The organism is Bradyrhizobium sp. USDA 4503 (assembly GCF_054055815.1).
Genome location: NZ_JBSRXS010000001.1, coordinates 5,944,143 through 5,962,723 on the forward strand (window position 1 = coordinate 5,944,143; position 18,581 = coordinate 5,962,723).

General features: G+C 65.8%; 19 protein-coding genes. 2 read left to right on the forward strand and 17 right to left on the reverse strand.

The genetic code is table 11. From position 1 onward, the window contains the following. Positions 1–4: 4 nt before the first annotated feature. Positions 5–1,621, reverse strand: coding sequence for a transcription termination factor NusA (gene nusA / locus ACVMIH_RS28365; RefSeq protein ID WP_057015297.1), 1,617 nt, complete (start codon positions 1,619–1,621; stop codon positions 5–7). Between the two features lie 3 nt (positions 1,622–1,624). Then, complete coding sequence (rimP, locus tag ACVMIH_RS28370; RefSeq protein ID WP_057015298.1) at positions 1,625–2,413, reverse strand: ribosome maturation factor RimP; 789 nt, start codon at positions 2,411–2,413, stop codon at positions 1,625–1,627. A gap of 347 nt (positions 2,414–2,760) precedes the next feature. Between rimP and ACVMIH_RS28375 the strand changes: the two genes are divergently transcribed. Further along, entirely contained in the window at positions 2,761–3,831 is a 1,071-nt protein-coding gene (locus ACVMIH_RS28375) for a DUF2336 domain-containing protein (RefSeq protein ID WP_456864194.1), read from the forward strand. Between the two features lie 217 nt (positions 3,832–4,048). Beyond that, entirely contained in the window at positions 4,049–4,891 is an 843-nt protein-coding gene (locus ACVMIH_RS28380; RefSeq protein WP_456864196.1) for a phytanoyl-CoA dioxygenase family protein, read from the forward strand. Between the two features lie 90 nt (positions 4,892–4,981). On the opposite strand, the gene ACVMIH_RS28385 is transcribed toward ACVMIH_RS28380, so the two are convergent. The 15 genes from ACVMIH_RS28385 to trpS form a co-directional block, all read right to left on the reverse strand. Further along, on the reverse strand, positions 4,982–5,722 hold the full coding sequence (locus ACVMIH_RS28385) for a tRNA (guanine(46)-N(7))-methyltransferase TrmB (RefSeq protein ID WP_057015301.1): 741 nt from the start codon (positions 5,720–5,722) through the stop codon (positions 4,982–4,984). After that, a complete protein-coding gene (locus tag ACVMIH_RS28390) occupies positions 5,719–6,843 on the reverse strand; it encodes a M20 family metallopeptidase (protein WP_057015302.1) in 1,125 nt (374 codons plus the stop codon). The genes ACVMIH_RS28385 and ACVMIH_RS28390 overlap by 4 nt, the downstream gene beginning before the upstream one ends. A gap of 179 nt (positions 6,844–7,022) precedes the next feature. Next, positions 7,023–7,439 carry a helix-turn-helix domain-containing protein gene (locus ACVMIH_RS28395; RefSeq protein ID WP_028335515.1) on the reverse strand — a complete coding sequence of 139 codons (417 nt, stop codon included), beginning with the start codon at positions 7,437–7,439 and terminating at the stop codon, positions 7,023–7,025. Positions 7,440–7,700: 261 nt separating this feature from the next. Beyond that, entirely contained in the window at positions 7,701–9,314 is a 1,614-nt protein-coding gene (gene lnt, locus ACVMIH_RS28400) for an apolipoprotein N-acyltransferase (RefSeq protein WP_456864198.1), read from the reverse strand. Continuing rightward, positions 9,311–10,423, reverse strand: coding sequence for a hemolysin family protein (locus tag ACVMIH_RS28405; RefSeq protein WP_456864200.1), 1,113 nt, complete (start codon positions 10,421–10,423; stop codon positions 9,311–9,313). The genes lnt and ACVMIH_RS28405 overlap by 4 nt, the downstream gene beginning before the upstream one ends. Before the next feature lies 1 nt (position 10,424). After that, positions 10,425–10,922 (reverse strand): rRNA maturation RNase YbeY, encoded by a 498-nt coding sequence (ybeY, locus tag ACVMIH_RS28410; protein WP_057015306.1) that lies wholly within the window; start codon positions 10,920–10,922, stop codon positions 10,425–10,427. Between the two features lie 68 nt (positions 10,923–10,990). After that, positions 10,991–12,061 carry a PhoH family protein gene (locus ACVMIH_RS28415; RefSeq protein ID WP_077231173.1) on the reverse strand — a complete coding sequence of 357 codons (1,071 nt, stop codon included), beginning with the start codon at positions 12,059–12,061 and terminating at the stop codon, positions 10,991–10,993. Between the two features lie 5 nt (positions 12,062–12,066). Then, entirely contained in the window at positions 12,067–13,455 is a 1,389-nt protein-coding gene (gene miaB / locus ACVMIH_RS28420; protein WP_057015307.1) for a tRNA (N6-isopentenyl adenosine(37)-C2)-methylthiotransferase MiaB, read from the reverse strand. 204 nt (positions 13,456–13,659) lie between these two features. Further along, entirely contained in the window at positions 13,660–14,340 is a 681-nt protein-coding gene (locus ACVMIH_RS28425) for an HAD family hydrolase (RefSeq protein ID WP_057015308.1), read from the reverse strand. A 5-nt stretch (positions 14,341–14,345) separates the two neighbouring features. Beyond that, on the reverse strand, positions 14,346–14,798 hold the full coding sequence (locus ACVMIH_RS28430; RefSeq protein ID WP_016840396.1) for a Fur family transcriptional regulator: 453 nt from the start codon (positions 14,796–14,798) through the stop codon (positions 14,346–14,348). Positions 14,799–14,875: 77 nt separating this feature from the next. Continuing rightward, positions 14,876–15,361 carry a ribosomal protein S18-alanine N-acetyltransferase gene (rimI, locus tag ACVMIH_RS28435; protein ID WP_057015309.1) on the reverse strand — a complete coding sequence of 162 codons (486 nt, stop codon included), beginning with the start codon at positions 15,359–15,361 and terminating at the stop codon, positions 14,876–14,878. Continuing rightward, positions 15,358–16,053 (reverse strand): tRNA (adenosine(37)-N6)-threonylcarbamoyltransferase complex dimerization subunit type 1 TsaB, encoded by a 696-nt coding sequence (gene tsaB / locus ACVMIH_RS28440; protein WP_057015310.1) that lies wholly within the window; start codon positions 16,051–16,053, stop codon positions 15,358–15,360. Before tsaB ends, rimI begins: the two co-directional genes overlap by 4 nt. 88 nt (positions 16,054–16,141) lie before the next feature. Next, entirely contained in the window at positions 16,142–16,711 is a 570-nt protein-coding gene (locus ACVMIH_RS28445; protein WP_076824745.1) for a NifU family protein, read from the reverse strand. Between the two features lie 201 nt (positions 16,712–16,912). Then, positions 16,913–17,407, reverse strand: coding sequence for a universal stress protein (locus ACVMIH_RS28450; protein ID WP_028335525.1), 495 nt, complete (start codon positions 17,405–17,407; stop codon positions 16,913–16,915). 88 nt (positions 17,408–17,495) lie between these two features. Then, complete coding sequence (gene trpS / locus ACVMIH_RS28455) at positions 17,496–18,548, reverse strand: tryptophan--tRNA ligase (RefSeq protein ID WP_076824511.1); 1,053 nt, start codon at positions 18,546–18,548, stop codon at positions 17,496–17,498. Positions 18,549–18,581 lie beyond the last annotated feature (33 nt).

Consider the following 18,581-nt stretch of genomic DNA (forward strand, 5'->3'; position numbering starts at 1 on the left):
CTCCTTACGAAGCCGTCGTTTCTGCTTCGGCGGCCTCGGCCTCCTCGGCAGGCTTGGCGAGGTCGGCCTCGGTGATCCAGCCGGCCTTCAGACGGGCCTGCATGATCACGGCCTCGGCCTCGTCGCGCGAAATCTCGATGCCGTCGAGGAACCCGGCATGCTTGGTCGGCTCGCCGCCTTCCTTGCGCTCGGTCCAGCCGACCAGGTCGTCGGTGGCGCAGCCGGCGAGATCCTCGACCGTCTTCACATCGTTCTCGCCGAGCTTGACCAGCATCTTGCCGGTGATGCCGGGCACGTCCTTCATGGCGTCCTCGACGCCGAGTTCCTTGCGCTTGGCTTCCAGTTCCGCCTCGAGCTGTTCCAGATATTCGCGGGCGCGGGTCTGCAGCTCGGTGGCGGTCTCCTCGTCGAAACCCTCGATGCCGGCGAGTTCCTTGACATCGACCAGCGCGAGTTCCTCGACCGAAGTGAAGCCTTCGGAGGCGAGCAGCTGGCCGACCACCTCGTCGACATTGAGCGCTTCCATGAACACGCGGGTCGAGTTCTCGAAGTCGGCCTGGCGGCGCTCCGACTCTTCCTGCTCGGTCAGGATGTCGATGTCCCAGCCGGTCAGCTGCGAGGCGAGGCGGACGTTCTGGCCGCGGCGGCCGATCGCCAGCGACAGCTGGTTGTTGGTGTCGGGAACCACGACCTCGATGCGCTCGCGGTCCTCGTCGATCACGACCTTGGCGACTTCAGCCGGCGCCAGCGCGTTGACGACGAAGGTCGCAATGTCGGGCGACCACGGGATGATGTCGATCTTCTCGCCCTGCAGCTCGTTCACCACGGCCTGCACGCGCGAGCCGCGCATGCCGACGCAGGCGCCGACCGGGTCGACCGAGGAATCGCGCGAGATCACGCCGATCTTGGCGCGCGAGCCCGGATCGCGGGCGACCGCCTTGATCTCGACGATGCCGTCATAGATCTCCGGCACTTCCTGCGCGAACAGCTTCGCCATGAACTGCGGATGGGTGCGCGACAGGAAAATCTGCGGACCGCGGGTCTCGCGGCGGACGTCGAAGATATAGGCGCGGACGCGGTCGCCGTTGCGGAACACTTCACGCGGCAGCATCTCGTCGCGGCGCACGATCGCTTCGCCACGGCCGAGGTCGACGATCACGCTGCCATATTCGACGCGCTTGACGATGCCGTTGACGATGTCGCCGATGCGGTCCTTGAATTCCTGGTACTGCCGGTCGCGCTCGGCCTCGCGCACCTTCTGCACGATCACCTGCTTGGCCGACTGCGCGGCAATGCGGCCATATTCCAGCGGCGGCAGGGTGTCGGCGATGGTGTCGCCGACCTGGGCGCCCGGATTGGCGCGCTGCGCGTCGTGCAGCGAAATCTGGTTCGACGAGTTTTCGACGACGTCGACCACCAGCATGTGGCGGGTCAGCCGCAGCTCGCCCTTCTTGGCGTCGATCTCGGCATGGACGTCGGTCTCGCTGCCGTAGCGGGCACGCGCGGCCTTGGCGATGGCGTCTTCCATCGCCGCGATCACGATGGAGCGGTCGATCGACTTTTCGCGCGCAACTGCGTCTGCGATCTGCAGCAGTTCGAGTTTGTTGGCGCTGACTGCCATGGCTTAGTCTCCTTCAGATGGATCGATCTCGCCACGGCGCGCGCGCTCGGCCGCCAGGCGGTGCTTTTTGGTGTTAGTCGGAGCCGGTTTCTTGCCGGGCTTGTGAGCAGGCTTATCACCAGGCTTGGGTTTCGGCTTCTGGCTCTTCGCCGGATCGCTCTTCTTGGCGTGGGCCGGTTGCGGCGGCGCGAGGCCGAGCTCGCGGCGCAGCTCACGCTCGGCGGCCTTGCCGCGGCGCATCGATTCCTCGATCAATTCGTCGGTCAGCACCAGCCGCGCGTCCGAGATGTCCTCCATCACCAGGAGAACCTCGGCGTCCTCGTCCGGACGCGGATCGTCGCGCCTGATGCGCACCGCATCGCCCTCGACGCCGGCAAGCACGCCGCGAAACCGCTTGCGGCCCTGATGCGCCACCGCCATCTCGATCTTCACGAGATGCCCGGTGTAGCGCTCGAAGTCGGAGCGGCGCACCAGCGGGCGGTCGATGCCGGGCGACGAGATTTCCAGCCGGTAGGCACGCTCGATGGGGTCGGCGACATCGAGCACCGGCGACAGCGCGCGCGAGATCGCCTCGCAATCCTCGAGCTGCATCGAGCCGTCGGGTCGCTCCGCCATGATCTGCACGGTGCAGCCGGCATCGCCCGAGACCTTGATGCGCACCAGGCGATAGCCCATGCCCTGCAGCACCGGGACCGCGACCGCGGCGATGCGCGCCGCAACCCCGGGCTCGACGACGAGACGCGGCTCGGCGAGCAGTTCGGTGTCCACGGACGTGGCGGTCGGTTCGGTCATATCCAGTGTCAAAGGCTGTCTAGGGTCTTAAAGGCTGCTGAGGTCTGTTGTGTTGTTCAGGTGGCCTTAAGGGGCCGCTAACGCTACCCAAACCGGACCCGGCCTCGTTGGGTCCCGTCAGGTAATAAAAAAGAGCGGGTCCCGGGGGGCCCACTCTCCTACGCGATCGTATGAGATACCATAAGTTGCGCCGGATATAGCTCTTTTGCCCGGGTCCGGCAAGGCCCTCGGGTCCGGCGGGAGGCGATTTTACGGCTCTCCGGATGCCGGATTGATCTAACCCTCCGTTTACGAACGGGACCATAGATTGCCGAAAATCGGCAGAAGTCGCCGGTTGGACAAGGCCCATGACGACAGCCCCTGCGCTGATCCCGGAACTCGACGATATCGTTCGCCGCGGCGACCCCAAGCGCCGCGCCGAGGCCGCGCGGCGGCTCGGCGAGCTGTTCCTGCAGGGCGCCGCGAGCTTCCGTCCCGACCATATCGACCTGTTCGACGGGGTGCTGACCAGCCTGGTCCCGCATGCCGAGCTTGCTGCGCGGGTCGATCTCGCCGAACGGCTCGCGCTGCTCGCCAATGCGCCGCGGCATCTGGTCGGGCAGCTCGCCCGCGACGACGAGGTCGCGATCGCGGGGCCGCTGCTGCGCCGATCGCCGGTGATTGACGAAAAGGTGCTGGTCGAGATCGCCAATGCCAAGGGCCAGGGCCATCTGCTCGCGATGGCCGAGCGATTGAAGCTCTCGACTGCGCTGACCGACGTCCTCGTCCGACGCGGCGATCGCGACGTCATCCGATGCGCGGCCGGCAATGCGGGCGCGGCGTTCTCGGACGCCTCCTTCACGACGCTCGTGCAACGCGCCAGCCAGGACGGCGTGCTGACGCTGCGGATCGGCCGCCGCGATGATCTTCCGCCCGAGCATCTGAAGGGCCTGCTCGCCGGCTCGATCGACGTGATCCGCCGCCGTCTGCATGCCGTCGCCAAGCCGGAACGCCAGGCCGAGATCAAGCTGGCGATGACCGAGATCGAGGGCGTGATCGTTCAGGTCGAGGGCCGCGATTTCACGGCCGCGCAGCGCGTCATCCTGGCACTGCATCGCGCCGGCGAATTGAACGAGGCCGCGGTGGCCGGCTTCGCAAAGGCCTTCAAATATGAGGAATGCGTGGCGGCGCTCGCCGCGATGGCCGGCGTGAAAATCGTCACGCTCGATCGCCTGATCTCCGGCGACCGTTACGATCCGATCCTGATCGCCAGCAAGACGATCGGCTTCGAATGGCCGACCGTGCGCGCCCTGATCCTGATGCGGCTCGGGCCGAACCGCGTGCCGTCTCCTGCCGATATCGAAGGTGCGCGGGTGAATTTCGTGCGCCTGATGCCCTCGACGGCGCAGCGCGTCGTGGAGTTCTGGAAGTCGCGCTAGTTCACGCTAACTGCTCTTGGCTCCGTCATCCTGAGGAGCGCCGCAGCCGCGTCTCGAAGGATGCACGGCCACGCTGTTGCAGCCGGGCCGTCGTGCTTCGAGACGGCCGCTTTGCGGCCTCCTCAGCATGACGGATCACCGTGCACACTTCCCAAACCCAAAATCGTTCCGCTATGCTTTCCGCAAGGCGCGACACAGCGCCAACGGGGAGATTGCCATGCTGACGGACGCCGACATCCAAACGCACGCCGCGCGGATCCGCGACGACGGATACACCGTGATCGAGCGCGCCGCCTCGCCCGATCTGGTCGAGGGGTTGAAGGCGGCGGTGCTGAGAATCGAGAGCGAGCACAATCTCGCACCTGCCAGGACGTCGTTCGAAGGCTTCAAGACGCTGCGCATCAACAACCTCCTGACCTATGACGATCTGTTCTGGGAGGTGCCGCTGCATGACAACGTGCTGCCGGTGGTCGAACGCGTGCTGGACAGGGAATGCCTGCTGTCGTCGTTCTGCTCGCTGGTGCTCGGGCCCGGCCAGGAAGCGCAGCCGATTCACGAAGACACCCAATTGATCCCGTTGCCGCGGCCGCACATTCCGATCACGATCAATGCGATCTGGGCGCTGTCCGATTTCCGCGAAGATAACGGCGCGACGCGGATCATCCCGCGCAGCCACAAATTCGATTCGTCGCCCGAATACGGCAAGGAGTACGACGCGGTCACCGCGACCATGCCGGCCGGCAGCGTGATGCTGTTCGACAGCGCGCTGTGGCATGGCGGCGGCGCCAACAGCAGCGACGCCAGGCGCTTTGCCTTCTCCTGCGCCTATTGCTGGGGCTGGATGCGGCAGCAGGAGAACCTGCAGCTCGGCATTCCGCGCGAGACCGCAGCCCGCTTTCCGCGCCGGCTGCAGGAATTGTGTGGCTACAGCGTCTACAAGGGCCAGTTCGGCCACATCGACAATCACGATCCGATCGAGCTGCTCGGCCGCGCGCGCGGCAAGCGGATGGTGTGGGAGGCGACCGACGTCAGGAAGGCGCGGCTGGCGGGGCAGGCGTGAAGATATCCGTCATTCCGGGGCGATGCGAAGCATTGAACCCGGAACCTCGAGATTCCGGGTTCGTGCTTCGCACGCCCCGGAATGACGGCGTCAAGGCAAGCGCTTGAACCTCAAATACGCCGCCTTGCGCCCTTCGCGCTCGGCCTTGGCGCCGTAGCGCGTCATTGTGTAGTTCGGCCACGGCTGCTGCCAGTCGATCGCGCGCTCGGCGAGCCAGGCGAAGTCGGGCGAGCGCATCAGATGCGCCAGCGTCCAGGCGCAATAGTCGTCGATGTCGCTGACGAAGCGGAATTCGCCGCCCGGCGGCAGCAATCGTGTCATCGCAGCGACCGTTGCATCCTGCACGAAGCGCCGCTTCCAGTGCCGCCGCTTCGGCCAGGGATCGGGGTGAATCAGGTCGATGCGCGCAAGCGAGCGCGTCGGCGCCCAGGCCAGCAGTTCGGCCGCGTCGCCGGCGAACAGGCGGATATTGCCGATATTCAGCGCCTCGATCTGGGTCAGGATCTTCGCCATGCCGTTGACATAGGGCTCGCAGCCGATGAAGCCCGTGGCCGGAAAGGCCTGTGCCTCCGCGATCAGATGCTCGCCGCCGCCGAAGCCGATCTCGAGCCTGACATTCTCGATGCCGTCATCGAACAACTCGGTCAGCGCCTCGGGCGCGGGCGCCGAGATGTCGACCGCCAGATGCGGCAGCAGAGTGTCGATCAGGTCGGCCTGATGCGGGCGCAGCTTGTGGCCCTTGCGCCGTCCGAAGAACGAGCCGCGCGCATGCGCCATCGCGCCGTCGTCGGGGGAATCGCGATCGCCGCGGTCGCCTGGAGCCGGTGTCATCGCAGCGTTTGATAGAGACGGTGGAGCAGCCGCGCGCGCGGCTCGATCGACGAGATGTAGAGCTGCTCGTAATGGGTATGCGCGCCCTTGCCGTCGACGCCGAGGCCGTCGAGGGTCGCCGTGTGTGGCGCGGTGAAATTGCCGTCGGAGCCGCCACCGGTGAACACATCCACCAGCTCGAAGCCGAGCTCGGCGGCCAGCCCCTTGGCGTGCTCGTAGAGCGCGGCGCCGGCGTTGCTTTTCTCATAGGGCGGACGGTTCAATTCGCCCGATATCTTCACGCTGACGCCCTCGGTGCGTGAGGTGATTCCGAGGATCCTCGGCACCAGCTCGTCGGCGTCGGCCATCGTCGGCACGCGCATGTCGACTTCCGCATAGGCCTCCTCGGCGATCACGTTCGGCTTGGTGCCGCCGCGGACGACGCCGACATTGACGGTGACGCCGCGCTTCAGGTCGTTCATCGCCTCCAGCGCCTGGATCACATTGCCGAGCTCCCGGATCGCGCTGCGGCCGTCCTCGGGGCGCGTGCCGGCATGGGCCGGCGCGCCCTTGATGAACACGTCGAAACGCGCAACGCCCTTGCGTCCGGTGACGATCTTGCCGCCGTCGCGCGCCGGCTCGGTCACCAGCACGTATTTCGCCTTGCGGCCCTCGGCCTCGATCAGCGCCCGCGAGGTCGGGCTGCCGATCTCCTCGTCCGATACGTAGAGCTGGGTGATGCCGAGCGGCGGGCGCGCGCCGTCGGCGCAGACCTGCCTGAACGCATGATGGGCGAGGTAGGCTCCGCCCTTCATGTCGTAGATGCCGGGGCCGAAGGCGCTGTCGCCGTCGACCTTGAATGGTAACCGTTCGATGAATCCCATCGGATGAACTGTGTCGAGATGGCTCAGCACCAGGATGCCCGGCGCGTCCTGGCCCCAGGACGAGCGCGTCACCAGGTGATCGCCGCAGCCGTCGCGTCCCGCAATGCGCTCCACCGTGGCCGGCAGGTCGCGATAGCCCGACGCGACGAGATCAGCCAGCTTGTTGACCTGATCGGGCCGCTCGGTCGGAGATTCGATCTCGACCCAGCGGCGGATGCCGTCGAGAATCACGGCGGTTTCGAACGGATTGCTGGACATGCTGTTGTCGTCGCCTGTGAATTCGCTTTGTCATTGCGCGCACGCGCCGAAGCACGATCAGGAATCATGCTCAAAGGAGGCGCTCAAGCGCGATGATGCTCAAGCTGAGTTCATCGCGTTGGCGCGCGCCGGAATGGCATATTCCAGATTTGACGATCTCTCAAATGGATATGGCTGAATCAGGCCTGCTCGGCCGCCTCGCGCGCCGCGATCTGCTCGACAAGTTCGACGATGCTGCGGCGGAGCTTGGCGTCCGCAATCCGCGTGAAGGCGCGGGTCAGGGCCAGGCCCTCGGCGGTTGCCAGAAAATCGGAGACGTAGGTCGGCGAGGCACCCTCGCTGAAGCCGTCGGCGGTCTTGACCCCGCTCGGGCCGCCGTCGAACAGGAAGGAGACCGGCACCTGCAGGATTTCGGAGATCTGCTGCAGCCGGCTGGCGCCGACGCGGTTGGTGCCCTTCTCGTATTTCTGCACCTGCTGGAACGTCAGGCCTAGCGCCTCGCCCAGTTTCTCCTGGCTCATGCCGAGCATGATGCGTCGCATACGGACGCGGCTGCCGACATATTTGTCAACAGGATTGGGCGCTTTGGTGGACATCTCCAACTCTCCTAAGGGATTGCGCGCCCGTGGATGAGGCAAGTTGGAAGTGGAGTATGCCTCAGGCGCCGGTGCCGTCAAATCCTGCAAGGAGGATCGGGACGAAATGCGGACAATTTGCGCAAAGGGGCTGACTTGACTTGTGATTTCGCGTGGACCCGTACAATGCGAAGTGCACGGTCGATCTGTCAACTGGTGGAATCATACTGAGGTAAATTTCGACGTTTTTTCGGGTTCGTGACAACCGGCGATATGCAGCCGTCAGGGTTTTCGCCTCACAAACCGCCGCCGCAACACGAACGCCAGGGCTGTGATCACAATCACAGCGGCGGGGACGTTCCCGACACGCGCATAGATCGTCGGCGCGATGGCCGCCGGCAGGCCGGCATCGAGCACGCCTTCGATGCCGAGCCCGAGTTGTGCAACGATCCGGCCAACCGGGTCGATCACGGCCGAGATGCCCGTATTGGCGGCGCGGACCATCGGCAGGCCTTCCTCGATGGTGCGCAGCCGGGCCTGTTGCAGGTGCTGGTAAGGGCCGGTCGAGATTCCGAACCATCCGTCATTGGTGACATTGACGATCCAGTCGGGACGGTCGTCGCGGCTCACGACATTGCCGGGAAAAATCGCCTCGTAGCAGATCAGCGGCAGGGCGCGCGGTGCATTCGGAATATCGAGCGTCCGGCGGATCGTGCCGGGAATGTAGCCGCCCTGCACCTTGGTGAGCTGCACGAAGCCGAGCTTCTCCATCCAGTCCTGGAACGGCAGATATTCTCCGAAGGGGACAAGATGCAGCTTGTCGTAGACCGCAAGCACGTTGCCGTCGTGGTCGATGACGTAGATGGAATTATAGGCGCGCGTCACGCGGACGCCGGGCGGCAGATCGGGCGCGCGCACCGAGCCGGTGATCAGCACGGTTCCCTTCGGCAGCAGGTCGGCGATCTGCGCCATCGCGTCGGCTTCCTTGGTCAGGAAGAACGGAAACGCGGATTCCGGCCAGATCAGGATGGTGGCATCCTTCACGCCGGTGGCGTGCGGCCCGGAGGCGCGATCCGACAGGGTGAGATATTTCTGCATCACCGCCGCCTTGGCGGAGTAGTTGAATTTGGCGTCCTGCTGCAGATCGGGCTGCATGATGCGCAGCTTGACGCCGTCGACCAACCTGGTCGGCTGCTGCGCGAGGCGGACCACGCCGAACGCCAGCATCGCCGCCAGCACCAGCACCGCGGCCACCGGCGCGCGCCACGGCTTGCGGCCGCGCGAGGCGCCATCGATCAACACGGCCGGACTTGCGAAGATCGCGACGGCCAGGAACGTCATGCCCCAGAGCCCGATCAGCGACGCGGTCTGGGCCAGCGCCAGCGGCTCGGTCAGTGCGTAGCCGAACGCATTCCACGGAAAGCCGCTGAGGAGATGGCCGCGCAGCCATTCCGAAATCGTCAGGCTGACCGCGAGCGCCAGCACGCGCGAGGCGTCGCGCGGCCAGATCAGCCGCGCCAGCGCGAAGCCGAACGCGGTGAACAAAGCGAGATAGGCAGGCAGGCCGAGCACCGCGAACGGCGTCAGCCAGGCGAAGGTGTCCGCATCGACGAAGAAGGCGTAGCCGATCCAGTACAGTCCCGGCACGAAATAGCCGAGGCCGAACCAGAAGCCGGACAGCGCCGCGGCAGGCAGACCGCGCCAGCGGCCGGCCGCGCTGCCGTCGATCAGCCAGACCGCGATGGAAAAGGTGAGAAACAGAACCGGCCAGGCGTTGAACGGCGCCATCGCCAGCGAAGACAGCGCGCCGGCCGCGAGCGCGAGGACGGCGCGTTTCCATCCCCAGGTCAGGATGATTGCAAGGCCGATCGATCGGAACTTGTCGGACAGCCTCACTGCGGACCGGCTCCCTCGCCGGGCGGCGGCATGTTGTCATTCGCCTGCGGGTTTCCGGAGTCCGGCGACTGCTCGCGGCGCCGCTCGCGCTCCTTGCGCGGCGTCGGCCGCTCCTTGCGCGCGGTGATGCGCACGCGCTTGACCCGCCGCGGATCGGCGTCGAGCACCTCGACCTCGTAATTGCCGGGCCCCGAAATCACCTCGCCGCGTACCGGCAGGCGCCCGACGAACGATACGAGGTAACCGCCGAGCGTCTCGACCTCCTCGCCGGCGTCGCCGATCACGAAATCCTCGCCGATCACCGAGCGGACATCGTCGAGGCTGGCGCGCGCGTCGGCGATGAAGGAGCTGTCCGGCTGGCGCACGATGGACGGCGGCTCGTCGGAATCGTGCTCGTCGTCGATCTCGCCGACGATCTGCTCGACGATATCCTCGATCGACACCAGTCCGTCGGTGCCGCCATATTCGTCGACCACCAAAGCGAGATGGATCCGCGAGGCCTGCATCTGCGCCAGCAGGTCGATCGCGCGCATCGACGGCGGGATATAGAGCAGCTTGCGGATGATGTTGGCTTCCGACAGCGGCAGCGCGAGATCGACGCTGCGCAGATCGAGCCCCGCCGGGAACGGCTTCTTGCGCTTCGTCTTGGTCGCGTCGGTGACGCGGGCTCTCGCGGTCATGAAGGCGAGCAGGTCGCGGATGTGCACCATGCCCTCGGGGTCGTCGAGGGTTTCGTTGTAGACGACGAGCCGCGAATGCGCCGCGCTCTCGAACAGGCTCATCAATTCGCCGAGCGGGATGTCGCGCTTGACCGCGACGATGTCGGCGCGATGCACCATGACGTCGGCGATCCGCCGCTCGTTCAGCGACAGGATGTTGCGCAGCATGGTGCGCTCGATCGCCGAGAAGCCGACATCGTCGGGCGTCGAGGCGTCGAGCACCACCTGCAAATCGTCGCGCACCGAGCCGGCCTTCCAGCCGAACAGGGTGCGGATCGCGCGCACCAGCCAGCCCTCGGCCGCCGGGCGCTGCACCTCGCCCTCATGCACCACGGCGGGCAGGTTGCTCACGTTGCGCGGGTTGTCGTGGGTCGGTTCGGAATCCGGCATGTCAGGCGGTCCGATCCGCATAGGGGTCGGGAATGCCGAGGGAAGAGAGGACCTCGCGCTCGAGCGCCTCCATGTCCTCGGCATCGTCATCGTTCTCGTGGTCGTAACCGATCAGGTGCAGGAAGCCATGCACCGCGAGATGGCTCAAATGATGGTCGAACGGTTTCCCTTCTTCATCGGCTTCCCGCCGAGTCGTCTCATAGGCGATCGCGATATCGCCGAGCATGCGCGGGGCATCGTCGGGTCCGCCGGCGCCTTCGGGCTGCAGCGCCGGGAACGACAGCACGTTGGTCGGCTTGTCGATGCTGCGCCAGTTGGCGTTCAGCGTGCGGATACCGGCATCGTCGGTCAGCATCACCGCAAGCTCGGCGTCGGCGACATCGGCATCGGCGATTTCAGCGGCAGCCTCGATGGCGCGGTGGATCACCGCGTCGGCATTGGGCTCGGCCTGCCAGCATTCGGCGGTGACGAGAACCTCGGTGGCAGGAAAAGCGGACACGTTGGTTTCAAAATCTGCGTTATGGCCGGATCCCGCATCGTGCGGGCTCGCGGCCGAAGCTATTGGTCTCAAGATCTGGCGTTTGCCGGCTTTTGCGGCAATCCCTCATAGGCGGCCACGATGCGCGCCACCAATTCATGGCGGATGACGTCCTCGGCCTTGAAATGCACCTGGGCGATGCCCTCGACGCCGTCGAGCAGCTTCACGGCTTCCGTGAGGCCCGAGGCCTGGCCATGCGGCAGGTCGACCTGCGACGGGTCGCCGGTGACGATCATCCGGCTGTTCTCGCCGAGACGCGTCAGGAACATCTTCATCTGCATCGTCGTGGTGTTCTGCGCCTCGTCGAGGATGATGGCGGCATTGGTCAGGGTGCGGCCGCGCATGAAGGCGAGCGGGGCGATCTCGATCTCGTTGCCCTGCAGCGCGCGCTCGACGACGCGGGCGTCCATCAGATCGTACAGCGCGTCATAGATCGGGCGCAGATACGGATCGACCTTCTCCTTGAGGTCGCCGGGCAGGAAGCCGAGCCGCTCGCCGGCCTCGACAGCGGGCCGCGTCAGGATGATGCGATCGACCTCCTTGCGCTCGAACAGCTGCGCGGCATGGGCTACCGCGAGCCAGGTCTTGCCGGTGCCGGCCGGGCCGATGCCGAACACCAGCTCATGCCGCTTCAGGGCGCGGATGTAGGAATCCTGCGCCGCGGTGCGGGCGCGCACCGGACGCTTGCGCAGATTGATGGTCTCGAAGGTCGGCTTGGCGGTCTTGTTGTCGAATTCGAACAGCGAGCCCTGTGCGATCACGGCGCGGATCGCGCCTTCGACCTCGCCCTGATCGAGGTCGTGTCCTTCGACGGCCTGCGCGTAGAGCGTCTCCAGCACGCGCCGCGCCGCGTCGCAGCCGTCGCGGGAGCCTGCGATGGTGAGATGATTGCCGCGGGAATCGACCACGACGCCGAGCCGCCGCTCGATCAGCGCCAGATTCTGTCCGTAGGGGCCGACCAGCGCGGATGCCGCGCGGTTGTCGTCGAAATCGATGACGACCTGAGTTTCAGGGGGCCGGGTCTCAGGTGGCATTTGCATGTCGCGGTCAGGTTTGCGGCTGGGAGCGAGCGAAGACGAATCCGATGCGCTTTTGGGCAAGGATTTCAGGCTCCAATGGTCTGCGAAATGAGGCCGGGCACGGGTCGCGTCGCGAGCTCGCCGATCAGGCTGTAGCGCTCGAGGCTGTCGATCCTCACCGGGAGGACCTGGCCGATGATGTCGGGCGATGCCATCACATGGGCGGGCTGCAGATAGGCGGTGCGGCCGACGATCTGGCCCGGATTGCGCGCGGCGCGCTCGAACAGCACATCGACCGTTGTGCCAATCGCAGCCCGGTTGAAGGCCGATTGCTGGCTGTCGATCAATTCCTGAAGCCGCCCCAAGCGCTCGTCCATCTCGGCTGCTGACACTGTCTCCCGCATCTCCGCCGCCGGCGTGCCCGGCCGTGGCGAATACTTGAATGAATACGCCGCAGCGTACCCGATTTGCGTGACAAGCGCGAGGGTGGCTGAAAATTCTTCCGCGGTCTCTCCGGGGAAGCCCACGATAAAATCTGATGAAAAAGCAATGTCTTGCCGCGCGGCGCGGAACCGGTCGATGACGCGCCGGTAGTCATCGGCGGTATGTTTGCGGTTCATGGCGGCAAGGATCCGGTCCGCCCCGGATTGCACCGGCAGGTGCACGAACGGCATCAGTTCGGGCAAATCGCGATGTGCCGCAATCAGGGCGTCGTCGACGTCGCGCGGATGGCTGGTCGAATAGCGCAGCCGCATGACGCCGGGAATTGTGGCCAGCCGCTGCAACAATTTGCCGAGCGGCCAGACGCGGCCGTCGGGACCTTCGCCGTGATAGGCGTTGACGTTCTGTCCGATCAGCGTGAATTCGCGCACGCCATTGTCGGCGAGCTGCTTCACATCGTCGATGATCCTGGCGACCGGACGCGAGACTTCCGCGCCGCGCGTGTAGGGCACCACGCAGAAGGTGCAGAACTTGTCGCAACCTTCCTGCACCGTGACGAAGGCGGAGATGCCGCGGGCGCGGATCGCATCCGGCTTCGGCTGCGGCAGGAAGCCGAACTTGTCCTCGACCGGGAATTCCGTTTCCAGCGCGCGGCCGTTTGCCTTGGCGCGCTTCAACAGCTCGGGCAGATGATGATAGCTCTGCGGCCCGACCACGATGTCGACGGTCGGCGCGCGATGGATGATCTCTGCGCCTTCGGCCTGCGCGACGCAGCCGGCGACCGCGATCTTCATCTCGCGGCCCGCCCGCGCGGCCTCGTCCTTGGCGACGCGCAGCCGCCCGAGCTCGGAATAGACTTTCTCCGACGCCTTCTCGCGAATGTGGCAAGTGTTGAGGATGACGAGGTCGGCGTCTTCGGCGCTCGCGGTCTCGACAAAGCCCTCGCCGGCCAGCGTGTCCGCCATGCGTTGCGCATCGTAGACATTCATCTGGCAGCCATAGGACTTGATGTGCAGCTTGCGCGGCGTCGTCATGGAACCCTGAGTGTGAAAAATGGAAACGGCGCCATCGGGGCGCCGAGGCTGAAATATAGCTTAAACCGGGGAAAATCCAGCGGTCTGGACGTCATTCCGGGGCGATGCGTCAGCATCGAACCTCAGGTGCGCAATTACGCACCGGGGAATCTCGAGATTCCGGGTTCGCTCCCTTCGGTCGCGCCCCGGAATGACCTCGCAGGGTCAGTCAGCGCTCGCCGTGGCCCCCACCCGGGCGATCAAATCGGGCAATTTCCGCATATCGGCGAAGGTGACGGCCGCGCCGGCCTGGCGCAGCATCCCCTCATGTTCCGCCGTGCAGTGGCTGCCGCCGTAAAAACCGAGCACGGTCATCCCGGCGGCGCGGGCGCCGGTGACGCCGGCCACGCTGTCCTCGATCACGACGCAACGCGCGGGGGTGGCGCCCATCTGCGCCGCCGCGAACAGGAAGAGATCGGGCGCCGGCTTGCCGCGCTTGACCTGGGTGGCGGAGAAAATATGCGGCGCGAGCTGGTCGTAGAGCCCGGCGCAGGTCAAGCCGTGATGGATCTTTTCCGGCGTGCCGCTCGACGCCACGCATTTCGGTAAGCCGAGCGCGGCGATCGCCTCGCCGACATGCGCGATCGCGCTGAGATCGTCGGCATAGAAGCTCAGCGTCGCGTGCTTGACCTCGGCCTCGAAGGTCTCGGGCAGCGCGCGGCCGATCTCGCTCTCGACGATCCGCCGCGCCTCGCGGTCGGACACGCCGAGGAAGCGCTTCAGCACGCCGTCGGGTGTAATCGGAAAGCCGTGCCGCGTCAGCGTCTCCGCATGCGCGCGACAGGAGATCACCTCGCTGTCGACCAGCACGCCGTCGCAATCGAAGATGACGAGGTCGAAACTCACCCGGCTTACGACTTGCTGTCTTCGTCGAGCGGGACGCAATACAGCTCGAGACGGTGATCGACCAGCTTGTAGCCGAGCTTGCGCGCGATCTCGGCCTGCAGCTTCTCGATCTCTTCGGAGGTGAACTCGATCACCTTGCCGTCGCGCAGATTGATCAGGTGGTCGTGATGGCTCTCGGGCATCTGCTCGTAGCGCGCGCGGCCCTCGCGGAAGTCGTGGCGCTCGATGATGCCGGCATCCTCGAACAGCTTGACGGTGCGATAGACGGTCGAGATCGAGATCTTGTCGTCGACCGCCACGCAGCGGCGGTAGAGCTCCTCGACGTCAGGGTGATCCATGGCCTCCGCCAGCACGCGTGCGATCACACGGCGCTGTTCGGTCATGCGCATGCCGGTCGCGGCGCAGCGCGCCTCGATGCCGGTATTCTTCTGCGCAGGCGTGATTTTCACCGTCGTCATGGGTCCTTGGCAGGTCCTTGGCCAGTCCTTGAGCCTTGGATGGCAGAGCAGGGCGCTGTTCTGCCATCGCGCCGATGTTACGACAAGTCGCGCCGCATCAGAAGCGCGTTCAAATGTTCCCCGCCGGGCTGCTTGTAGTAGCGTTCGCGGCGGCCGATCACGCCGAATCCGGCCTTTTCGTAGAGCCGTCGCGCCGGCTGATTGTTCTCTTCCACCTCGAGGAAGATGGTGCGGATGCCGCGGCCGGCAAGATGGCCGAGATGGGTCAGCAGCAGATCGCGCGACAGGCCGCGGCCGCGCTGATTGGAATCGATCGCAATCGACAGAATTTCGGCTTCGTCCGCCGCCATCCGCGAGACGGCAAAGCCGATCACCTTGCGTCCCTGCCGCAGCCGGTGCACCAGCGTGTTGCGCTCGGTCAGCATCGCCTCGAATTCGCCTTCGCCCCAGCCGCGATGAAACGACGCGCCGTGCAATTGCGCGAGTCGCGCCGCATCGCGCAGCGATGCGGGCTCGACCGCGGGCGGACCGCCGCCCCACCATCGTGACAGCCAGCCGATCATGTCGATCGCGGCGTGCTGATCTCGAGCCGGTCCTTCGGCGGCTTGGCGTCGGGCGCACGCAGATAGAACGGCCGCGGCGGCGCGGTTTCAGGATCCACGGCCGCGCCGATCCAGGCGACCCAGGTAATATCGGGCGCGGGCTGCCGGTCGACCTTGACCGGCGGTGCGGCGTCGGCGGGCCAGCGCTCGGCGAGGATATTGGCGGCGTTGCCGACCAGATGCAGCGCGCCGTGTTGGGAGGCCTCGAGCGCTTCCGCGATCGGCGCCACCTTCGGCTTGATGATCGGACTGCCGTCGCCGCCGACCAGCTGGAAATAGACGTGATCATGCCGCGCATCGATCGCCGACAGGATCGCAGCCGCGCCATTCTCGGCGACGACAGGCGCAGCGTAGGCGGCGAGCGTCGACAGTCCGACCACCGGCTTTTCTGCGGCCAGCGCCAGGCCGCGCGCCGCCGAGAGGCCGACGCGCAGGCCTGTGAAACTGCCGGGGCCGGTGGTGACGGCGATGCGGTCGAGCCCGGCGAAGCCGATGCCGCTCTCTTTCATCACCCGAGCGATCAGCGGCATCAGCGCCTCGGCATGGCCGCGCTGCATCGCCCGCGATTCAATGGCGATTGTATTGCCGGAGGTGGTGTCGAGCACCGCCGCGGAGCAGGCGTCGAGCGCCGTATCGATGGCGAGAATCATCATGGGAGGGCGAATAGCGAATAGGGAATGGCGAACAGGGATCTTGCGGAGAATGCTATTCGCGATTCGCCACTCGCCATTCGCCGCTCCATCACATCGGCCGGACTTCCTGCACGTCGGGCACGAAGTGCCGGAGCAGGTTCTGGATGCCGTGTTGCAGGGTTGCGGTCGATGACGGGCAGCCGGCGCAGGAGCCCTTCATGTTGAGGTAGACGATGCCGTCCTTGAAGCCGCGGAAGGTGATGTCGCCGCCGTCATTGGCAACCGCGGGACGCACGCGGGTCTCGATCAGGTCCTTGATCTGCTCGACCGTCTCGGCGTCGGCCTCGTCGAAGAACTCGTCCTCCTCATCGCGGGCGTCGTCGCTGCCGGCGGTGCCGTCGGCGAGCAGCGGCGCGCCGGACATGTAGTGCTCCATGATCGCGCCGAGGATCGCGGGTTTGAGGTGCTGCCAGTCGCCGTCCGCCTTGGTCACGGTGATGAAGTCGCCGCCGTAGAACACGCCGGTGACGCCGGATACGGCGAACAGCCGTTCGGCGAGCGGCGAGCGCGCGGCGGACTCGGGCGAGGAAAATTCCATCGTCCCGCTGTCGAGCACCGTGCGGCCCGGAATGAATTTCAGCGTGGCGGGATTCGGCGTGGCTTCGGTCTGGATGAACATCTGCTGTCTCCGGCGTCGCCGGTTCAAGGCCGGCGCGTTGGGTTCCATTATAGCGTTTTCGAGCGAAGTGACACCGGTTCGCGAAGAAAACGCGTCAAATCAAGGAGTCAGATGGCAACTAAAAAGCCCGCGATCAAGCCGCAAAACCGCGGTTCCAGGCGCATACCCATGCCCGGAAGCGGGTCCGGCGCCGGTAACGCGTTAGGACAGGGCGTCGATCTCGGCGTCGGTCAGGCCGCCCGGCACGATGGTTACCGGGATCGGGAATGCCCCCATGGTCTTGGCCATGGTGGTGATGATCGGCCCGGGCCCCTCGGCGCCCGGGTTGGCGGCCAGCACCAGCGCTGCAATATCGACGTCCTTGTCGATCACGTCGAGGATCTGTTCGATCGGGTCGCCCTCTCGAATCACCCGCTCCGGGGTGATCGCGGCGATGCCGTTGGCGCGGCCGGCGGCGCGGTCGAGCGCCTCGTTGGCGGCTTCCTCGGCCTCCGCGCGCATGATGTCGGCGACCCCGAGCCATTGCTGGTTCTGGTCCTCGGTCTCGATCACCCGCAGCATCACGACGCCGCCGCCGACCCGGATCGCCCACCGGCTGGCGTAATAGACCGCGCGGTCCCATTCCGCCGTGTCGTCAACGATGACGAGGCATTTCGGCTTGTGACCTGACTCGTAGCTGCGTCGCTGGGTGGTCATGCATGTCCCGGTGCTGAACCAAACCAACCCATGGTGCCATACTCCCTCGCCGTTTGGGAGAGGGAGCGCGCAGTTCCTGCCTCGCGCGTCAGCGCGGGCGGATGAAGCCGACGATGTCCTTGGTGATGCGCATGGTCTCGTCGGCGATGCCGCGGGCGCGGTTGGCGCCGTCGGCGAGGACCGCGTCGACATGGCCGGGATCGGCGACCAGCTTCTTCATCTCGGAGGCGATCGGCGCCAGTTTCGCGACGCAAACCTCGACCAGCGCGTTCTTGAAGCTGGAGAACTGCCCGCCGCCGAACTGCGTCAGCACCTCCTGCTTGGAGATGCCGGCCAGCGCCGCGTAGATGCCGACCAGGTTGTCGGCCTCGGGGCGAGTTTCCAGACCCTTCTCCTCGGACGGCAGCGGCTCCGGATCGGTCTTCGCCTTGCGGATCTTCTGCGCGATGGTGTCGGCGTCGTCGGTGAGGTTGATGCGCGAATTGTCCGACGCATCCGACTTCGACATCTTCTTGGTGCCGTCGCGCAGGCTCATCACCCGCGTCGCCGGCCCCGTGATCAGCGGCTCGGGCTGCGGGAAGAACAGGCCGTCGGCGAAACCATGACCACGAATTGAATCAGCGAAATCGTTGTTGAACTTCTGCGCGATGTCGCGGGACAGCTCCAGATGCTGCTTCTGGTCCTCGCCGACCGGCACATGGGTCGCGCGGTAGAGCAGGATGTCGGCGGCCATCAGCACCGGATAGTCGTAGAGGCCGACCGAGGCGTTCTCGCGGTCCTTGCCTGCCTTCTCCTTGAACTGCGTCATGCGGTTCAGCCAGCCGATCCGCGCGACGCAGTTGAAGATCCAGGTCAGCTCGGCATGGCCGGCGATCTGGCTCTGGTTGAACACGATGTGCTTCTTGGCATCGATGCCGGCGGCGATGAAGGCCGCGGTGACCTCGCGGGTGTTGCGGGCGAGCTCGGCCGGGCCGCCCCAGACCTCGACGCCCTGCGTGATCGCATGCATGTCGACGACGCAATAGATGCAGTTGTGGGTCTGCTGCATCTTCACGAAGTTGACGATGGCGCCGAGGTAGTTGCCGAGGTGCAGATTGCCCGTCGGCTGGACGCCTGAGAAAACCCGTTCAACGAACGCCATGGTCTAATTCCCGGAAATGGCTAGTTTTGCCGC

Bases quoted from the DNA above. Each gene is read 5' to 3' on its own strand.
- nusA (WP_057015297.1), bottom strand. From the start codon at position 1,621: ATGGCAGTCAGCGCCAACAAACTCGAACTGCTGCAGATCGCAGACGCA.
- rimP (WP_057015298.1), bottom strand. From the start codon at position 2,413: ATGACCGAACCGACCGCCACGTCCGTGGACACCGAACTGCTCGCCGAG.
- ACVMIH_RS28375 (WP_456864194.1), top strand. From the start codon at position 2,761: ATGACGACAGCCCCTGCGCTGATCCCGGAACTCGACGATATCGTTCGC.
- ACVMIH_RS28380 (WP_456864196.1), top strand. From the start codon at position 4,049: ATGCTGACGGACGCCGACATCCAAACGCACGCCGCGCGGATCCGCGAC.
- ACVMIH_RS28385 (WP_057015301.1), bottom strand. From the start codon at position 5,722: ATGACACCGGCTCCAGGCGACCGCGGCGATCGCGATTCCCCCGACGAC.
- ACVMIH_RS28390 (WP_057015302.1), bottom strand. From the start codon at position 6,843: ATGTCCAGCAATCCGTTCGAAACCGCCGTGATTCTCGACGGCATCCGC.
- ACVMIH_RS28395 (WP_028335515.1), bottom strand. From the start codon at position 7,439: ATGTCCACCAAAGCGCCCAATCCTGTTGACAAATATGTCGGCAGCCGC.
- ACVMIH_RS28405 (WP_456864200.1), bottom strand. From the start codon at position 10,423: ATGCCGGATTCCGAACCGACCCACGACAACCCGCGCAACGTGAGCAAC.
- miaB (WP_057015307.1), bottom strand. From the start codon at position 13,455: ATGACGACGCCGCGCAAGCTGCACATCAAGTCCTATGGCTGCCAGATG.
- ACVMIH_RS28430 (WP_016840396.1), bottom strand. From the start codon at position 14,798: ATGACGACGGTGAAAATCACGCCTGCGCAGAAGAATACCGGCATCGAG.
- rimI (WP_057015309.1), bottom strand. From the start codon at position 15,361: ATGATCGGCTGGCTGTCACGATGGTGGGGCGGCGGTCCGCCCGCGGTC.
- tsaB (WP_057015310.1), bottom strand. From the start codon at position 16,053: ATGATGATTCTCGCCATCGATACGGCGCTCGACGCCTGCTCCGCGGCG.
- ACVMIH_RS28445 (WP_076824745.1), bottom strand. From the start codon at position 16,711: ATGTTCATCCAGACCGAAGCCACGCCGAATCCCGCCACGCTGAAATTC.
- ACVMIH_RS28450 (WP_028335525.1), bottom strand. From the start codon at position 17,407: ATGACCACCCAGCGACGCAGCTACGAGTCAGGTCACAAGCCGAAATGC.
- trpS (WP_076824511.1), bottom strand. From the start codon at position 18,548: ATGGCGTTCGTTGAACGGGTTTTCTCAGGCGTCCAGCCGACGGGCAAT.